Source organism: Chryseobacterium phosphatilyticum (assembly GCF_002899825.2).
GTDB lineage: Bacteria > Bacteroidota > Bacteroidia > Flavobacteriales > Weeksellaceae > Chryseobacterium > Chryseobacterium phosphatilyticum.
The window spans coordinates 607,476-625,952 of the sequence record NZ_PPED02000004.1 but is presented as its reverse complement, the minus strand read 5'-3'; the positions used below and the strand labels follow the sequence as shown (position 1 = coordinate 625,952).

The following is an 18,477-nucleotide window of genomic DNA, read 5'->3' as shown; positions in this document are numbered from 1 at the left end:
AATTCTACAATATTGCTTTTTCGTTTTTCATTAATATTGAGTATATATTCTATAGTCTTAATCCGGCTTTTTGCCATATAACGCTCTACTTCCTTTTCGAAAGGACCTCGTCAATAAAAACACGGCGGCTTACTGCCTCATAACTTTCTGTTTCTCCCAGCTCTACAAGATTATCTCCCTGCGAAGTTCTCATAGAATAATTGGCCAGATTACCTGTTCTCTTACAAATAGCATGCACTTTTGTTACATATTCTGCGGTGGCCATCAGATTTGGCATTGGTCCGAACGGACGGCCCAGAAAGTCCATATCCAATCCGGCAATAACCACTCTTACTCCACTATTGGCAAGCTGGTTGGCAACATCAATAATACTATCGTCAAAAAATTGAGCTTCATCAATAGCAACTACATCACAATTGGAGGCTAACAGAAGAATTTCGTTGGGATTTTCTACTGCTGTACTGCGTATTTTATTCTGATTATGAGAAACAACATCCTCTTCAGAATACCGGATATCCAGTTTCGGTTTAAAAATTTCTACATTCTGTCCCGCCATTTCTGCTCTTCGTAATCTTCGGATCAGCTCTTCGGTTTTACCGGAAAACATAGAGCCGCAGATCACTTCCATCCAACCGCTTTGTTTGGAATGATTAATTGTATTTTCTAAAAACATTTGTTAAATTAGCCGTATATTTTTAACATCAAAAGTAAGCAATTTTAATAAGAATCTTATTATGCAGAATATCCAAGATTTAAAGGAAAAGATTTTTTTTGAATCCATGAATATCATTGATAATCTGGACAAAATAAATAACGTAGACGAATTACTTTCCAAGCAAGATCTTGTAGATGAGCTTGCTAACAGGATTTCTTTTTTAAAACTCCTGGAAAAAAATATTGAATATTTCGTCACAGATGAACATCAGGTACATCATGAAAATACTCCTGTTTCTTTTGTTGCCGGAGAGGCAGATCATCATCATGAACATCATCATGAAGTGACAGAAGAAGAAGCTATTTTTAATAATGAGCTGAACGAGATTGATGAGCATGAAAATGATCATTTTATTAATGAAGCCGATGAAGAAGCGATATTCAATAACCAGCTCAATGAAATTGTTGAAAATGAATTCCACGAAAATGTCATGAGTTTTGTGGAAGAAAATCAGGAAGATAAAACCCCTGAAAATAACCAAAACCCATCTTCTCACGAAAGAACAGAAGATGAAGATGTTTTTAATAGTCAGTTGGATGAAATTGAAAATGAGCCTCTTGAAACCCATGAGATTGTTTTCAGTTTTGTAGAAGAAGAGAAAATTCTTGCTGATGCCCAACCTGATTCAGATGAAGATATCAACGAAGATATGTTTAATGATGATGTGACAGAAGAAGAAGCGATATTCAATAACCAACTGAATGAAATAGACCATGAAGATAACATTTCCGAGCAGGAAAAAGATACAGCTGATTATGCAGCAGTAAACAATGTAAAAGAGAACGGGGTTACAGAGACTATTCCAAGTATTTTTGATACGGAAATGCTGGAAGATGAAATCCTGATTGAAGAAGATGAAGCGAAATTTGTTGCTTCAGTTTCCTCAATAGAACAGGGTGAACTGGCTACGGATACTTCCAATGTAGAAAATGTTTTGAATGAGATTAAAAATGATCATTCTGAAGAAAATAAAAAGGAAGAAAGTATCCTGGCAGAAGTATATGACAGAAGAAAAATCGTAGAAATTGACAAGCCGGTTCCCGAAGAAACAGAAAAACATCCTTCTGATGAAAGTTTTGAAAATGTAGACGAATATCATCAGGAGAGAAAAATAAAATTATCCAATATCAAAGGATTGAAAGCAGTTCAGTCACTTTTTGATGATGATCCTTTGGAAAGAGAAATACCAACGGAAAATCAGAAACCGATAGTAAAGGAAGATTCCGGGACGATTCTTAAATCAAATATTCCAACAAATCTGATGGAAGCTGAGAAGCAGAAACCGGAATTTAAACTGGATCTTAATGACAGGATTGCATTCTCAAAAATGTTGTTTGAGGGAAGCCAGACTGATCTCAATGATACAGTAGCTCAGCTAAATCAATTTAAAACGCTGGAAGAAGCAAAAGAATATCTGAGTGATCTTTATTACGATAGAAAATGGAGTAAGGTGGATGAATATGCACAGAGACTTTGGATATTGGTGGAAAATAAATTTTTATAATTTTGAGCGGAATCTTATATTTTGTTCCTACACCGGTTGGGAACCTGGAAGATATGACTTTCAGGGCAGTCAATGTCCTTAAAGAAGTTGATTATATTTTATGTGAAGACACGAGAACTTCCGGAATACTGTTGAAGCATTTCGAGATTTCCAAGCCTTTAAAATCCTATCATTTACATAATGAGCATCAGGCTACTGAAAAAGTTATTACAGACCTTAAAAGTGGCCAGAACATTGCCATTATTACGGATGCGGGAACCCCGGGGATTTCAGATCCTGGTTACCTTTTGGCAAAAGCGGGTGCAGATCATTCTATTGAAATGATTTGTCTTCCCGGAGCAACAGCGCTGATTCCCGCTTTGGTGGTTTCAGGACTTCCGAATAATGAATTTTTATTTGCCGGGTTCTTGCCTCAGAAAAAGGGAAGACAAACCAAACTGAAACAGCTTGCTGAAGAAAAGAAAACAATTGTTCTTTATGAAAGCCCGCATAAAATCAATACAACATTAGAGCAAATCAAAGAATTTTTCGGGGAAGAAACCAAAGCGAGTTTAAGCCGTGAAATTTCTAAAAAATTTGAAGAAACGAAACGCGGAACAATCAATGAACTGATTGAATTTTCCAAAACCAAGACTTTAAAGGGAGAGATTGTTCTTATTGTCAATAATGCTATTTAATTTTCATTGAAAAGATTAATTCTGGTTATGTGCTCTACGGTTTGTACAGCACAGACTAACCAATATATGAAGATTCTTTTGTCTGATAAAACAGGGAAGGAGGTTATTTCCTATGCAGATGGGTATGGAACTACTTACGATGTCAATTCAAAAAAACAGGGAATTGTAGACTCATTGGGTGTTGTTACCTTTGAATCTCCTTATAAAGGCAATATTTTTCATGTTTTTAAAAACAGATTTGTTCTCTATTCAGATGATGTGGGAAGCAATAGAAAATCTGCGATTATTGATGAAAAAGGAAATGAGCTTATTCCTTTGGATCATCAGGATTTTAATACCCCATGGTGGCATAAAGAACGTATTATTTCTTCCAAAGGAGGAAAGGAGGCTGTGTACGATTATAGTGGAAAGGAAATTATCGCGTATTCAGACAGAATCCGATTTTCCGGAAAAAACAGATTTTTTGTTTTAAAAGATAAAAAGTGGTTTTTGTATGACCTGAACGGAAAGCAAATCAGTGATAGAGAATTTAAAGATGATTATAGTTTTGAAGATGGCAGAGCACTTATTTTTAATCAGGATAATCAAAGTGAGATCATTGATCAAAACGGAAAAACTCTTCATAATTTTTCACAGCAGATTTCAGATATTAATGCGTATCCTTATTTGATTACCAGAAATAAAATTTCCGGAAAATATGGGTTGATAGATTCAGCAGGAAACACCATTGCTGAAGAAATTTTCACTGAGATCACCCCGGAATATTTTGGAAAAAAAGAATTTATTTATCTTAGAAAAGGCAGTAAAACAACAGTTTTCAATAAAAAAGACCAACAGCTTTATTCTGTTAATTTTAAATATCTCGATGCCTTATTTAATAATCTTTTTACCGTTTATAGCGATAAATCACAAAAATCGGGTATTGTCGATTTAAAGGGAAATATCATAGTCCCTCAGGAATATGATTTTATAAAGAGTTTTACGGTTTCCGGAAGCGAAGTTATTTATCTTAAAAATGGGAATGAGGAAAAATTATTGGATAAGGATTTTAAAAATCTAATAGAAGATGGTGTCCAGGTGTTGGGGATCTATCCTCAAAACCTTATTATCAGAAAGCAGGAACAGTACTATGTGTTTTCTGTATTGAACAGGTCAATGACCGAATTGAAACAGGTAAGCCATATTAAAGCCCACACCACAGATTATTTTAATCCTTTAAACAGGTATTCAAAACCTCTTGTTTGTAAAAATAAGACTAATCTTTATGGAGTTCTGGATGGGAGGGGCTTTGAAATTGTTCCCTTCGAATATGATGATATAATAGCATTTGATAATGCAGAAAATGAAATCGTCGTAAAAAAAGAAGGAAAATATGGGGTCATCAACTTTCAAAACGAGCCTTTGAAGGAAGTTGTTTATGATAGCTTTTTTTGGGAGAAAGAAGTATTAAGATTGGAGAAAAATAAAAAATGGGATCTCATTTATTTCACCAGATTTCGAAATAATTTATAATAAATTTAAAAAAAATCATAAAAAAGTCTTAAAAAAGGAAGGTATTTTATTCATTTAAATGTATTGAATAACAATTTATAATATCTTTGCACACCGTTTAATTCCGGTAACGAATTATATATACCGGATCAGTCAGCTGTCATGAGCTGAACAAGTTATAAAGAAAATAATTGTTAAGACATATGAAATTATTAGAAGGAAAAGTAGCACTAATTACCGGCGCTACAAGAGGAATTGGGAAAGGTATTGCTGAAATGTTTGCTCAACAAGGAGCAAAAGTGGCATTTACCTACGCAGGCTCTGTAGAAAAAGCTAAAGAATTAGAAGCAGCTTTAAGTTCTGTAACCCAAATTAAAGGATATCAGTCCGACGCATCAGACTATGATGCTGCTCAGAAGTTGGTAGAAGAAGTAATGACGGAATTCGGGCAGATTGATATTTTGGTAAACAATGCAGGGATTACAAAAGATAACCTGTTATTGAGAATGTCCAAAGATGACTGGGATAAAGTAATCAAAGTGAATTTAGATTCAGTTTTCAACCTTACAAAAGCGGTAATTAAGCCAATGATGAAGGCAAGATCAGGATCTATCATCAATATGACTTCTGTAGTTGGAGTAAAAGGAAATGCTGGACAGGCAAATTATGCTGCCTCTAAGGCTGGTGTGATTGGATTTACAAAATCTGTAGCATTGGAATTAGGTTCCAGAAATATCAGATGTAATGCTATTGCTCCGGGATTCATTGAAACAGAAATGACTGCTGTTTTAGACGAAAAAACCGTTCAGGGATGGAGAGAAGAAATTCCTATGAAGAGAGGAGGACAGCCTGCAGATATTGCCAATGCATGTGTATTCTTTGGGAGTGATATGTCTGCATATGTTACAGGGCAGACCTTAAACGTTGACGGAGGAATGCTTACTTAAAAAATGAAGACAGTACAGAATATACTATTATTCTTGTCGATTATATTATGCATCGGTCTGGTTTACATTAATTTGTTTAATGTATACCAGACCGATGATTATATATGGTCGTACTCAACCCGAAAACTGGGACTTCTCGGAAGTTTTAAAGAAACATATATGCATTGGGGAGGGAGGTATTTCGGATACTCCATCAATATGTTTAATCCTGTTTTTTATGATAAAAATGGAATTTTTCCGAAAATTTATCCTGTTTTTTTAATCCTTTCCTTTATCGGAGTTACCACCCTTAATTGTAAAGAATACTTCAAATATTCATTAGGAGAATCTTTAAAAAAAGCTTTTATCTTTTTTTTCTTTTATACCATTCTTTTGATCAGTATTCCTGAACATTATTTTTGGATTACAGGTTCCAATATATATTTCATTCCCGTTATCCTAGCCGGTTTTTTGCTTTATTTCTTTAAGAAAAATGAAGAAACCGGACGCAAAATATGGTTTTACCTTTCGGTATTACTCATTATAGTTTTGATGGGATCTAATGAAATTTTAGCGTTGATTCTTCAAGGTTTACTGATGATACTATATGATCAGAAACGAAATAAACAGAATCTGATTTTTCTAGGGGTAGGAAGTCTTTTCTTACTTGCAAGTTTTCTGGCTCCCGGAAATTTCAGCAGAATGGGAGAAACAGAAGAAGGAATTGTAAAATGGATAAAAAGAGCTGGTATTTTTGGAGCAAATACAATGTATATAGTTTTTAAAACACTTTTAGTAATTCCATTATTTATAAAAGTTTTTGAGAAAGAGCTTCATGAGATCAGAGAAAAAATAACATTCAGAAAAGCTGTGGTAATCTGGGCGGTCTCCTTACTTCCATTGTTGTTTACAGGTTATATTGCCAATACCATTGCCAGGCAATTTGAAAGTGTTCTTTTTTACTTTTTTATTACTTTTTCATTGATCTTTGTATTTAAGTTTGAAGAAATTAAAAAGTTCTGGTGGGTTTCTGTGATGGTTATTTTTCTTCCTGAATTCAAAGTTTTTCCTAAGAAATATTCGAATTTCGATGTTGATTATAATCTGACAAATATTGCAAAAGAGATTACTGAAACAGATCTGAAGGGGTACGAAAATCAAGTGAATAATAGAATAAAACTGATTGAGAAGACTCCCGGGGACTCTGTGGTGGTTGACAGAATAAAAGCAGTTCCCGGTGTTTTATATTTTGATGAAATGGCTTCTGTGAACGAAGATGAAACCTATGTGAATGACCAGCTTCAAAAATATTTCAATAAAAAATATATCAGAACAAAAGAGTAGAATGATAAAAAAGCCTTTAGATATTCTATCCAAAGGCTTTCTTATTTTTAATCTTTAAAAATCTGATTTTCCTGTTCCTGAACCCTGATAAAGGTGGTTCTCTTGGATAATTCTTTAAGCTTTGAAGCACCTACATAGGTACATGTGGAACGCACACCTCCCAAAATATCTTTTACTGTGTCGGAAACAGGTCCCTTATAAGCTACCTTTACTGTTTTACCTTCAGAGGCACGATATTCTGCAACCCCTCCGGAATGTTTATCCATGGCAGTTTTTGAGCTCATTCCATAGAATAGGCGGTATTTTTTACCATTTTCCTCGATCATTTCGCCACCACTTTCATCATGGCCGGCAAACATTCCGCCCAGCATGACAAAATCTGCTCCACCACCGAAAGCTTTGGCAACATCTCCCGGAACTTTACAACCCCCATCTGCAATAATATGTCCTCCTAATCCGTGAGCGGCATCAGAGCATTCAATAATAGCAGATAACTGAGGGTAGCCAACTCCTGTTTTTACTCTGGTAGTGCAAACTGAACCCGGGCCAATACCGACTTTGATAATATCTGCACCTACCAAAAGAAGTTCTTCTACCATTTCTCCCGTTACCACATTTCCGGCAATGATAATTTTATCAGGAAAATTAGCCCTTGCATTCTTCACAAATTCAACAAAGTGCTCAGAATAGCCATTGGCTACGTCAATACAAAGAAACTCGATTTTTGGATGCTTTTCAACGATCTGTCTGATCTTTTCTTCATCCGCTTTTCCGGTTCCGGTACTTAAAGCAATATATTGATAGATACTTTCAGGTTGACTCTCAAGAAACCGGCTCCATTCTTCAACGGTGTAGTGTTTGTGGACCGCGGTTATGATTTTATCTTTTGCCAGTTCTACAGCCATTTCAAAAGTACCAACCGTATCCATATTAGCTGCAATAACCGGAACGCCATTCCATTTCTTTTTGGTATGCTTGAAAGTAAATTCTCTGTCAAGATCTACCTCGGAACGAGATTTTAATGTGGAACGTTTCGGGCGGAACATTACATCCTTAAAGCCCAGCTTTATGTCATTTTCTATACGCATTTTGTAATTATTTGTCAGAATAAAGGTAGTAAATAATATGAAATAGAGTATTTTTGAAATAATGGATTTTCCTGTAACTTTTGATATTTTCGGCAAAACAATCCTCGCACATCCTCTTTTTGAGGCTGTTGGAATGTTTTTGGGGATGAGATATTATTTTTATCTGAAACGTAAATCCAGAGAAAAACTCTCTTTCAACACTTCTGCTGCAGTGTTAATAGGAGCTACTGCGGGTGCGCTGATAGGTTCCAAACTGATTGGGAATCTGGAAAATCCCTACACATTATTTGAGAATTTTAATATTAAAACATTCTGGTCAAACAATACCATTGTCGGCGGGCTTGCCTTTGGTTTACTGGGAGTTGAATTGGCAAAAAAAATAGTACATCATAAAGAAAGCACAGGGGATCTTATTGTTTTTCCATTGATGTTTGCCATTATTATTGGGAGAATAGGATGTTTTCTTACAGGAATCTATGAGGAGACCTACGGCGTTCCTACTGATTCTATCTTTGGAATGTACCTTGGAGATGAGTATCTCAGGCATCCGGTTGCCTTGTATGAGATTGGCTTCTTAATTGTCCTTTGGTTGGGTTTAAAATATATTCAACATAAAAGAAACTATCCGTCAGGTTTTCTTTTTCAACTATTTATGCTGAGCTATTTTACCTTCAGATTCTCTTTAGATTTTATTAAACCAAGGGTAGAAATTGCAGGGAATCTTGGAACCATCCAACTTGTCTGTATATGTATAATTATTTACTACATTTATAGTATTAAAAAAAACAAATATTTATAGTAAAATATTCAAAATGAAAACTTTAACCATTTTAGAAGTAGGCAACCTGGCAGGTGTGGTCGTTATGATCGTTGGGATGATTATCCTGGGAGCCCTCTTTATTTCCCTGATTGTCGCCTTTGTAGCCAAAATCATCTACGAATGGAAAGGAGACAGAAAATTCAGTAAAAAACAATTTATCCAAACGATGCTTATATGCCTTTTGATCTGTGGATTGATCAGCGGTTATATTTGTGGAGGAGGATTTTAAAACTTTGCCATGCCAGTAAGAAATTATACCTACTACGATTATACCATTAGCCTTTGCCCCGAATGTCTTAAAAGAGTTGGTGCCAAGATAATCATTGAAGATGAAGCTGTTTTTATGACCAAAAGATGTCCTGATCATGGCTTTTTTAAAACAAAAATAGCTTCCGATGTTCACTACTATAAAAACATAAGAAACTATAATAAAGCTTCGGAAATGCCTCTGCATTTCGGAACTGATGTTGAATATGGCTGTCCTTATGATTGTGGACTTTGTGTAGATCATGAGCAGCATAGTTGTCTTTCTATTGTGGAAGTAACAGATCGTTGTAATCTTACTTGCCCCACATGTTATGCCATGTCTTCTCCACATTATGGAAGTCATAGAAGCCTGGAAGAGATTGAAGCAATGTTTGATGTCATTGTGAAAAATGAAGGCGAACCGGATGTCGTTCAGATCAGTGGAGGAGAGCCTACTATTCATCCTGAGTTTTTCAAAATTATGGATATTGCAAAGTCTAAACCGATTAAGCATCTGATGCTGAATACCAACGGGGTCAGAATTGCCAATGATCCGGGATTTGCAGAGCAGCTCGCAACCTATGCTCCTGAATTTGAAATATACCTTCAGTTTGATTCTTTTAAACCGGAAGTACTGGAAGATTTCAGGGGAAAAGATCTCACAGCGGTCCGAATGAAAGCTTTGGAAAAGCTCAACGAACTTAATCTCTCTACAACGCTGGTTATTGTCCTTCAAAAAGGTAAAAATATTGATGAAATTGGGAAAATCATAGAATTTGCCCTGAAGCAGAAATGCGTAAGGGGGATCACGTTCCAACCTGTAGAAATTGCAGGAAGAAACAGGGAAGATTCAGCTCACGAAAAGATTACATTGACTGAGGTAAGACAAGAAATTATCAATCAGTTTCCTTTATTGAATTCTGATGATATGATCCCTGTTCCGTGTAATCCGGATGCTTTGGCTATGGGATATATATTAAAGCTTCAGGGAGAAATAATTCCCTTAACCCGATACATCAATCCTGCTGACCTGCTGAATAATGAATCAAGAAATACCATCGTATATGAACAGGATAAAGGACTTCATATGCAATTGCTGGATATATTCAGTACAGGAATCTCCGTTGATAAAGTAAAACCTAAAGTAAACCAGTTACTTTGCTGTTTACCGGAAGTTTGTGCTCCTGATCTTGATTATGATAATTTGTTTAGAATTATTATTATGAATTTTATGGATGCTCATGATTTTGATGTAAGAGCAGTAAAAAAATCCTGTGTTCATATTGTCAATAAAGATCTGAAGTTAATTCCTTTTGAAACAATGAATCTATTCTATAGAGATGATAAGAAAACTTATCTGGAAGAACTGAGAAAAGAAGATAAGGTACTATTTTAAAGAAGTATTCTTAAGGCTCGGTCATCTTAATTTGCGAAAATAATGAGTTGTTTTTTATCATACAAATGAGCAGATATAGATAAGTCTGCTCAGTCTGTGAGAGGTAAACAATAAAAAAAGTGTGAAAGGTAATTTCACACTTTTTTATTCTTCAACAGAATTTTATTTAGTCTCTTTTACAGTATCAAAAGCCATTGTTTCTTCTAATGTTTTCATGTATTCGTAAGCCGTAAGGTCAAACTTAACAGGGACAATAGAAATATATCCGTTGGCCAAAGCCGTTTCATCAGCATCATCAGAATCATCCATATTGTTGAAGTATCCTGTCAGCCAATAATATTTTTTACCATGCGGGTTTACTCTTTCGTCAAAGCTTTCTTCCCATTTGGCATGAGCTTGTTTACAAACCTTAACCCCTTTTATTTCTTCTGCCGGAAGTTTTGGAATGTTAACATTCAGAACAATTCCTTTTGGCATTGGATTTTCAAGAGTTCTTCTAACAATATTCTGAATATATTCTTTGGCTTGAGTAAAATCTGCTTCCCAGCTGAAATCCAGTAAAGAGAAACCGATAGCAGGAATTCCTTCCACACCTGCTTCCACAGCAGCAGACATCGTCCCCGAATAGATGACATTGATGGAAGAGTTTGCCCCGTGATTAATTCCGGAAACAACAATATCCGGTCTTCTTTTGAGAATTTTGTCAAGAGCAATTTTCACACAATCTACAGGAGTTCCGCTACATGAAAAATCAATTTGAGGACCTTCCAGATTTACTTCTTCATAGCTTAGGGTAGAGTTAATAGTAATAGCGTGGCCTTTTCCGCTTTGCGGAGAGTCTGGTGCTACCACAATAACTTCTCCGATTTCATTCATAAAACTGATAAGATTTCTGATACCAGGAGCTGTGATTCCGTCATCATTCGTCACCAGAATAAGTGGTCTTTCCATAAATTAATTTAATTTTTTAATAAAGTACAGTGCAGTTTGTCCATTCAAAAAATGGAACAAAAAGAATTTTCAACACATCAAATGTAGTTAAAAATAACATGTTATAAAACAATAGATTTATTATTAATTGATGTGAAGATCGCTGCACTTTAACCCACAAAACAGACCGGAGAGCGAAAAAAAATATGTTTCCTCTTTCAGATAGAGTCAAATTGAAGTAGCAATTTTTTGTACCGGATCACTACAATTTTGTGCAAACTTAATCTAAGGGTTTTCTTCCTGTAATAATATTATAAAGAACAACAATAATAGCAATAACCAGTAAAACATGAACCAAATAGCCAGTACTGATCCCCGGAATAATTCCTAACATACCTAAAAGCCATACGACGATGCAGATGACTGCGACTAACCATAATAAACTTCTCATAATAATATATTTTAAAGTGATTTGATTAAATATTAGCATATTTTATGCCTTTTTGTAAGATAATTGCTTGATGTGGTATCTGTTTTTTAGATGTTAAAGAAAATTTGACATTTTAACAAATGCAGAAAAAATACAGATGATTTCCATAATATTTCAATAAAAGCATTGACAATCGGGGAATATCAGAATTCTGTTTTAGTATTTATGAGTCTCTTTTAATAAAAATGTTCAAAACTATTCGATATTTGTAAATAAGGTATTAAATTTGATCGTTTGTAACAGTCTGGTAGTTCTTGCTACTTATTACAATACTACTTTTTTAAAAAATTAATAAATAAAGGCAGTTTATGTGGAAAAATTTCAAACTGAATAAATTTTTACTCCTAATTCCATTAACCAGTCTAATGTTTTGTTTCAACTCGCCAAAGAATGACGATGAAAAGATGCAAACAATAATGGTGAGCGTAAAAAATACACTTTCTTATCTTCATTATAGCCCAAAACCTATCAATGATGCTTACTCAAAAGATGTTTACAAGCATTATTTTGAATTGGTAGATCCGGCCAAAAGATACTTCCTGCAATCCGATATGGATGAATTCAGCAAGCATGAAACCAAACTGGATGATTATATCAATCTTGGAGATCTTACTTTTTATAAACTTACGATTGACAGACTTTACCAAAGGGTAGATGAAATCGATAAAATCACTCAGGATATTTTCAGTAAGCCAATTAACCTTCAGGAAGATGAAACTCTTACGTTAGAACCGAAACTTAAAAAGGTACCTGCCAACAAACAGGAACAGTATAACGAGTGGAAGAAATTTATCAAATACAATATCCTTCAGGAGATTGAATCGATGAACAGCAAGGAAGAAGCACAGAAAGTAAAGAAAGACTCTGTTCAGAAATATAAATTAAAGGATACCATCAAGTTTAAAGCTCTTACTCAGGACGAGAAGATCAAAAAGGCTACCGATGAGGTAAAAGACCTTGTAAAGGATACTTTCACAAGATTCAAAAAGAGAAAGAAAATGGATTGGTTTACGGTGTATATGAATGCATATACGGAAGTATTCGACCCACATACCAACTACTATTCTCCAAAAGATAAAGAGGATTTTGATACCCAGTTTACCGGAAAAGTAATTGGTATAGGAGCTATTATTCAGGAGAAAAAAGGGAATCTGTATTTAGGTGCTCTTACTATTGGAGCTCCGGCATGGAAATCTAAGCAGCTTTCGGAAGGAGATAAGATCTTAAAAGTAAAATCCAAACCGAAAGATGACGCCGTAAACGTTGTAGGAATGCTTTCTGATGAGGCTGTACGATTAATCAGAGGAGAAAAAGGAACTCCGGTTACCTTAACTGTTCAGAAGAAAGACGGGTCTATTAAAGATGTAACCATGATTCGTGAGGAGGTAGCTATTGAAGATACATTTGCAAGAAGTATCGTGGTAAATGCTCCTAACGGAAAGAAGTATGGCTTTATTAATCTTCCAAGCTTTAATGCCGATTTTGAAAATTCTAAAGGTAGAAATGCTTCCGATGATATTAAAAATGAAATCATAAAGCTTAAATCTCAGAACATCGAAGGAATTGTTCTGGACCTTAGAAATAATGGAGGCGGATCTTTAACAGAAGTAGGGGATATTATGGGGCTTTTCATGGAGGCAGGTCCTTATGTTCAGGTAAAAGACGGAAACGGGAAAATTCAGACTTTAAAGAATAAAAATGAAACTCCTATTTGGACAGGGCCATTGGTGATTATGCAAAACGAGCTTTCTGCATCAGCTTCTGAAATTTTAGCCGGCGTAATGCAAGATAACGGAAGAGCAATGATTATCGGATCACCACAGTCTTTCGGAAAGGGAACAGTTCAGACATTCGTAGACTTAAATAGATTTTTAAATACGGAAGATGACTTTGGATCTTTAAAACTGACGATTCAAAAATTTTATAGAATTACCGGAGAATCTACACAGAGAAAAGGAATTGTTTCTGATATTCAGATGAAAGATTTCTTTACCTATGCAGAAGTGGGAGAGCGATATGACGACTATGCATTGGCTTGGGATAAAATACCCCCAACAAAATTCCAGAAACTGAACTATTTTAATACTCAGGCTCTTGAAAAAGCAAGTGCAGACAGAATGGCAAAAAATAACAATTACCAGTTATTATTAGAATCTGCTCAATGGAGAGAGAAATTGGATAAAGAAGAAAATATTACATTGAATATTAATAAATTCAATGATCTGATGAAACACCGGAAATCTCAGATTGAAAAGTTCAAAGCCTTAACTAAATTTGAGAATGGACTTCAATTTATTATGTATCCGGCTGAGGTTGAAAGAGAGAAAAAAGATGAAGCTTTCAAGAAAAAATCTGAAATGTGGATCAAGAATCTGAAGAAAGACCTTTATCTGCAGGAAGCAATGAATATTGTTTCGGAAATGGGAACAAAATCATAAACATAAAAAACCGCTAAAGAAGAATTAGCGGTTTTTTTATTGTGTAAAAAATGATTACTTAATTTCTATACATCCCACTCTTCCTCCGGCATTTCCGGTAGGCTGAGTATGGAAATCGTCTGCTGCTGCGTGTACAATAAGACCTTTTCCTATAATGTTTTTGGATTCATCAGTACAGCCAAGACACCATTTCTCTGTTTTGAAGATAAGGGTTGCATTACCGCTTTGGTCTGCCACTAAATTTCCTATATCTCCCATATGGAAGTGTTCCGCACCCCATTTTCCATGATCATCTTTGCCCGGATTCCAGTGACCGCCTGTAGAGGTTCCGTCTGCAGCAGAACAGTCTCCTTTTTCATGAATATGTACTGCATGGATCCCAGGAGTAAGGTGCGTCACATCAAGTTTCATAATTACATTGTTTCCCTGCTGAGTAAACTTTGCTGTTCCCCCTGTTTCTGTTCCGCTCTTGGCGTTTACGGCGTACGTTTTTGTGGTTCCACATGATGCGGCTAAAAATGCACATCCCGCCAGTAATGCTAATGTTTGTACTTTCATTTTTTAAATGATTTAAAGTGATTTTATGATAAATTTAAAAAAGATTTTTCAAAGAGCTTTATGATTTCAATCTTTTTTCTGAACCAACCAGAGGTAAGAACTGAAAATCACTTTGTTTGGTACCTCTATTTTTGAATGGACCTAAAATGCATACAAATAGCATAGTGGATGGTAAAAAAAATGTATTTTTAAACGTAATGCTAAACAAAAAATTATACCTTACTTTAATCAAAAATAGCATCATCGGATATGATAGTTTTGCATACCCTTATTAACGAAGAAAGACATCAGGCGATTTTAGATCAATATCTGGATACATTTTCTGAAGACTTTAGATCCCATATTCTTAACTACAGAAGATGGCAGGATGCACAACTGTCGCTGTCAGGAAGAATTCTTTTGCAACATGGACTCAAAACATATTTTCACATATCAGAGCCTGATATTCGCGTATCGCCCAATAAAAAACCTTATTTGCGAGGAAATCCGGTTTATTTTAACATCTCGCATTCCCGGGATCGGGTTGTATGTGCTATTGCAGAATTTCCTATAGGAATAGATATCGAATTTTTAGATCGCACAATTAATTACTATGACTTTCAATTTCAAATGACAAAGGGGGAATTTGAACAGATTGAGCACGCTGAAGATAAGATAAAAAGCTTTTTCAACTACTGGACAAGAAAGGAAGCGGTAATAAAAGCTCATGGTGACGGAATGATGATTCCATTAGATACTTTTGAAATTTTGAATGATGAGTGTACGATTATGGAGAAGAATTTTTTCATAAAAGACCTTTTTTTGGATGAAAATTATCAATGTTGCATAGCTTCTGATGATAAAAATATTAAAAATGTGGTACCTTTTTTCGTTCCTGTAAAAGTTTGAGTTAATTTTATTTTAACGTTTACTAGTCTCTTATGTAGATGAATTTCAGTTATTTAAAATTTATTTAAAAGTCCTTTTTTGGTGAGTAAACTTGGATTTTTTTTCTTTTTTTTTTTGCAAATTCAAAATTAACATATATCTTTACTCGGAGAAAAAAATTATTTTAGAACACAACACTAAGATTTTAACAAATGATAAAAAAAGTATTTCTACTGCTTACCATCGGTATCAGTGCATTTTCCTTTGCGCAGGTTGGAATTAAGACAGATAACCCTTATCCTAGTGCTGATCTTGAACTAGGTTCAACCAACAAAACTTTAATTTTAAACAGAGTTCCTAACACTAGTGCCGTTGCCAATGCGATTGATGGGATGATGATTTATGACATCTCGGAAGAATGTGTAAAAGCCTATCAAGCCAATAAATGGTCTAAATGTCTTGGAAAAGGTCTTAATAGCCGTACTGCTGTAAGTCCTGTTTCTTTTTCATGTAATTCCGCCACTATTTCTCCTGTTCCAACTTCCGGAAAAACCTACAGAGGTACTTTATCGATCCCTTATACGGGAGGAAATGGAAGTACTTACGAAGCGCAGTCAGTCCGGAGCAGTGGATTGAATGCTGTCTTACCGGCAGGAACATTTGCTCTGGGAAATGGAAGTTTAGAATATTCGGTTACCGGTACTCCTGACCAGACCGGAAATATCACATTTAATATCAATGTCTCCGGAAACACGTGTTCAGTGACGTTAAAATAAGGTGATAGATATTTCCTGTGACCAGCTTTTATCATAAAAACAAAGTATGATCTCTAAATTTCATGTGGCCTTTGAAATGCAGGCTTTGTATTACTTTTGCCCATAATCTTTGTAATTATTACTGTTATCGTAGTCCAGATTGAGGGTGATCCATATCTGTTTTTTTGGTATACATGCTGTTAGCATATTTTAAACCTGCTCGTAGGATTTTCTGCCCTTTCATTTTCATTGAACCTTAATGAGAAAAAATTTTTATAAATAAACCTTAATAAACCACAACAACATCAACATGAAAAAAAAATTATTTCTATCTATCTATTTTAGTATTAGCTCGTTTGCTGTTGCTCAGGTAGGGATTAATAAAGCTAATCCCTACCCAAGTGCCGATCTTGAACTAGGATCTACAAACAAGAGCTTATTACTAAATAGGGTTCCTAACACCGGAGCGATTAATGCTCCGATTAACGGAATGCTGATCTATGATGTATCAGAGCAATGTGTAAAGGCATTTCAAGGCGGTGCCTGGTCAAAATGTTTCTGGAAAGATAACCCTTCGTTCACTTTAGTGTGTAGTTCTGCTTCATTTACTCCCACTTCTGCAACACAAGGACAATCATATACCGGAACTCTGACAATCCCTTACACGGGAGGAGACGGAAGTGCATATCCTGGACAGACTTTTCAGGCTAATGGTTTGACTGCTACACTGGCACCGGGAACTTTTGCCGTAGGAAACGGAACATTGCAGTTATCTGTAACAGGATTTCCCATCAGCTCAGGAAGTGCAGTATTTAATATTACAGTGAACGGAAGCACATGTTCTACAATCACACTCCCTGTAAATCCTGGAACCCCTATTATTCCAACCAATATAACAATCGAAGGACGATATTTTATCGCTTCTGTCTATGATCAGGATTATTCTCCGTTTACTATTCCTACCGGACCTGCTACTACAGCAAGACCTGTTGCTGCCGACGGTATCAATGAAACATTAGTAGACCTTCAGGGGATCATTCCTACTTCAGGACTTACGGTTTATATTCCGGCGACAGCGACAGGAAGTGGTACTATCGGAGCATGGAGCCAAACGATTAACATTCCTGCTAATCTTACAGAAGATGGTATTTCGAGAAATATTACCCTGTCATGGAACTCACAGTCATACAATGCTTCTACTAAATCAATTACCGCAACTCTAAAATCTGAAGTAGGAACTTTAAACGCCCGTAAACTTGATGTGAACGCCGGGATTGGAAATGATTATCTTGGGGTATTACTAGGAAAATTCTTACTCCCTAATTCAGGAGCTCAGAAAGGATATGAAGTTCGGATCATTGCGGCCATTCCGGACAGAATGTTTAATGAACCGGATGTTCAAGGAAACTTTAATCATAACTTCCTGTATCTTCCTATACAGGCTGAAGATAATAATGTATGGCTAAATCATAATTTAGGAGCAGATTATACGAATGTAAACGGACCCAACTTTAACCTTGGTCAGAAAGCAACCTCTTCATCAGATTATCGTGCTTATGGATCATTATTCCAGTGGGGAAGACGGCCGGATGCTCATGAACTGATTACGTGGACAGGACCGAATAATGGAACTCCGGTGAACGGGAATACAAATACGAAGAGTGATGTACCTGCTAACCCATTGTTTATTGCAGTAGGAGGAGATTGGAGAGTAAATCCGAATTCAAATCTATGGGATAATTCAACTTCAACAAATAATCCTTGCCCGGTTGGATTTAAAGTTCCAACACGTGCACAATTATCGAATTATCTGAACTCTAATGTCATCAATGGTGCTTCAGGAGCATCAGCGAGTAAACTGGGATTAACTGTCCCTGGAATACGAGACGCAGGCCAGGGAACATTATCCTCTGTATATACTGGACAACAAGGATTCTACTGGAGCAGTACAACTGATGCTGTAGCCAATCCTGCAGCTTATGTATTACAGATTCCAACCTTTGGAACAGCCAATACAACCAGTGGATCTTCCAAATCGCAGGGTAGTTCCGTTCGTTGTATTAAGGAATAAAAATATGACACAAAATATGAAACTTAATCGTTTAATAGCTGCCAACATTGTTGGCAGCTATTGAATGATTATTTACAACAAAATATGACATTGTTATTGTGAGAAAGATTGCATACTGAAATGTTATTTTTGAAAAAACACCTGATAGATAATAATTATCT

17 protein-coding genes are annotated in these 18,477 nt (G+C 35.6%); 12 read left to right on the top strand and 5 right to left on the bottom strand.

The window, feature by feature from the left end:
• Positions 1 to 85 precede the first annotated feature (85 nt).
• Entirely contained in the window at positions 86 to 673 is a 588-nt protein-coding gene (locus tag C1631_RS18385; RefSeq protein ID WP_103246688.1) for a thymidine kinase, read from the bottom strand.
• Between the two features lie 61 nt (positions 674 to 734).
• Between C1631_RS18385 and C1631_RS18380 the strand changes: the two genes are divergently transcribed.
• The 5 genes from C1631_RS18380 to C1631_RS18360 all read left to right on the top strand — a co-directional run bounded on the left by C1631_RS18380 (position 735) and on the right by C1631_RS18360 (position 6,657).
• A complete protein-coding gene (locus tag C1631_RS18380) occupies positions 735 to 2,219 on the top strand; it encodes a DUF8457 domain-containing protein (protein WP_103246687.1) in 1,485 nt (494 codons plus the stop codon).
• Between the two features lie 2 nt (positions 2,220 to 2,221).
• Positions 2,222 to 2,896 carry a 16S rRNA (cytidine(1402)-2'-O)-methyltransferase gene (gene rsmI / locus C1631_RS18375; RefSeq protein ID WP_103246686.1) on the top strand — a complete coding sequence of 225 codons (675 nt, stop codon included), beginning with the start codon at positions 2,222 to 2,224 and terminating at the stop codon, positions 2,894 to 2,896.
• Positions 2,897 to 2,902: 6 nt separating this feature from the next.
• The gene (locus C1631_RS18370; RefSeq protein ID WP_123966737.1) at positions 2,903 to 4,408 is read left to right on the top strand and encodes a WG repeat-containing protein; all 1,506 of its coding nucleotides are present in this window, start codon (positions 2,903 to 2,905) and stop codon (positions 4,406 to 4,408) included.
• 182 nt (positions 4,409 to 4,590) lie between these two features.
• Positions 4,591 to 5,334 carry a 3-oxoacyl-[acyl-carrier-protein] reductase gene (gene fabG, locus C1631_RS18365; protein WP_103246684.1) on the top strand — a complete coding sequence of 248 codons (744 nt, stop codon included), beginning with the start codon at positions 4,591 to 4,593 and terminating at the stop codon, positions 5,332 to 5,334.
• A gap of 3 nt (positions 5,335 to 5,337) precedes the next feature.
• Entirely contained in the window at positions 5,338 to 6,657 is a 1,320-nt protein-coding gene (locus tag C1631_RS18360; protein ID WP_123966735.1) for a DUF6056 family protein, read from the top strand.
• 47 nt (positions 6,658 to 6,704) lie between these two features.
• Here the strand turns inward: C1631_RS18360 and C1631_RS18355 are convergent, their stop codons facing one another.
• Complete coding sequence (locus tag C1631_RS18355) at positions 6,705 to 7,745, bottom strand: GMP reductase (RefSeq protein WP_103246682.1); 1,041 nt, start codon at positions 7,743 to 7,745, stop codon at positions 6,705 to 6,707.
• A gap of 61 nt (positions 7,746 to 7,806) precedes the next feature.
• On the opposite strand from C1631_RS18355, the gene C1631_RS18350 reads away from it, so the two are divergent.
• The 3 genes from C1631_RS18350 to C1631_RS18340 are packed head-to-tail and all read left to right on the top strand — an operon-like array spanning position 7,807 to position 10,207.
• Positions 7,807 to 8,544, top strand: a complete 738-nt coding sequence (locus C1631_RS18350; RefSeq protein WP_185144680.1) for a prolipoprotein diacylglyceryl transferase — start codon at positions 7,807 to 7,809, stop codon at positions 8,542 to 8,544.
• 13 nt (positions 8,545 to 8,557) lie between these two features.
• Positions 8,558 to 8,794, top strand: a complete 237-nt coding sequence (locus C1631_RS18345) for a hypothetical protein (protein WP_103246680.1) — start codon at positions 8,558 to 8,560, stop codon at positions 8,792 to 8,794.
• Positions 8,795 to 8,803: 9 nt separating this feature from the next.
• Positions 8,804 to 10,207, top strand: a complete 1,404-nt coding sequence (locus C1631_RS18340; RefSeq protein ID WP_109713652.1) for a radical SAM protein — start codon at positions 8,804 to 8,806, stop codon at positions 10,205 to 10,207.
• A 162-nt stretch (positions 10,208 to 10,369) separates the two neighbouring features.
• Here the strand turns inward: C1631_RS18340 and surE are convergent, their stop codons facing one another.
• Both surE and C1631_RS18330 read right to left on the bottom strand, forming a co-directional pair.
• The gene (surE, locus tag C1631_RS18335; RefSeq protein WP_109713650.1) at positions 10,370 to 11,158 is read right to left on the bottom strand and encodes a 5'/3'-nucleotidase SurE; all 789 of its coding nucleotides are present in this window, start codon (positions 11,156 to 11,158) and stop codon (positions 10,370 to 10,372) included.
• 259 nt (positions 11,159 to 11,417) lie between these two features.
• Positions 11,418 to 11,588: a lmo0937 family membrane protein gene (locus tag C1631_RS18330; protein WP_027372130.1), complete on the bottom strand. Its 171-nt coding sequence runs from the start codon at positions 11,586 to 11,588 to the stop codon at positions 11,418 to 11,420.
• A 347-nt stretch (positions 11,589 to 11,935) separates the two neighbouring features.
• Here C1631_RS18330 and C1631_RS18325 point away from each other — a divergent pair, with 347 nt between their 5' ends.
• Complete coding sequence (locus C1631_RS18325) at positions 11,936 to 14,065, top strand: carboxy terminal-processing peptidase (RefSeq protein WP_109713647.1); 2,130 nt, start codon at positions 11,936 to 11,938, stop codon at positions 14,063 to 14,065.
• A 54-nt stretch (positions 14,066 to 14,119) separates the two neighbouring features.
• Here C1631_RS18325 and C1631_RS18320 read toward each other — a convergent pair whose 3' ends face one another.
• On the bottom strand, positions 14,120 to 14,623 hold the full coding sequence (locus tag C1631_RS18320) for a superoxide dismutase family protein (protein WP_103246676.1): 504 nt from the start codon (positions 14,621 to 14,623) through the stop codon (positions 14,120 to 14,122).
• A gap of 249 nt (positions 14,624 to 14,872) precedes the next feature.
• Between C1631_RS18320 and C1631_RS18315 the strand changes: the two genes are divergently transcribed.
• The 3 genes from C1631_RS18315 (at position 14,873) to C1631_RS18305 (ending at position 18,316) form a co-directional block, all read left to right on the top strand.
• Positions 14,873 to 15,511: a 4'-phosphopantetheinyl transferase family protein gene (locus C1631_RS18315; RefSeq protein ID WP_103246675.1), complete on the top strand. Its 639-nt coding sequence runs from the start codon at positions 14,873 to 14,875 to the stop codon at positions 15,509 to 15,511.
• 191 nt (positions 15,512 to 15,702) lie between these two features.
• Positions 15,703 to 16,266 carry a phage tail-like protein gene (locus C1631_RS18310; RefSeq protein WP_103246674.1) on the top strand — a complete coding sequence of 188 codons (564 nt, stop codon included), beginning with the start codon at positions 15,703 to 15,705 and terminating at the stop codon, positions 16,264 to 16,266.
• Positions 16,267 to 16,555: 289 nt separating this feature from the next.
• Positions 16,556 to 18,316, top strand: coding sequence for a phage tail-like protein (locus C1631_RS18305; protein ID WP_109713645.1), 1,761 nt, complete (start codon positions 16,556 to 16,558; stop codon positions 18,314 to 18,316).
• Positions 18,317 to 18,477 lie beyond the last annotated feature (161 nt).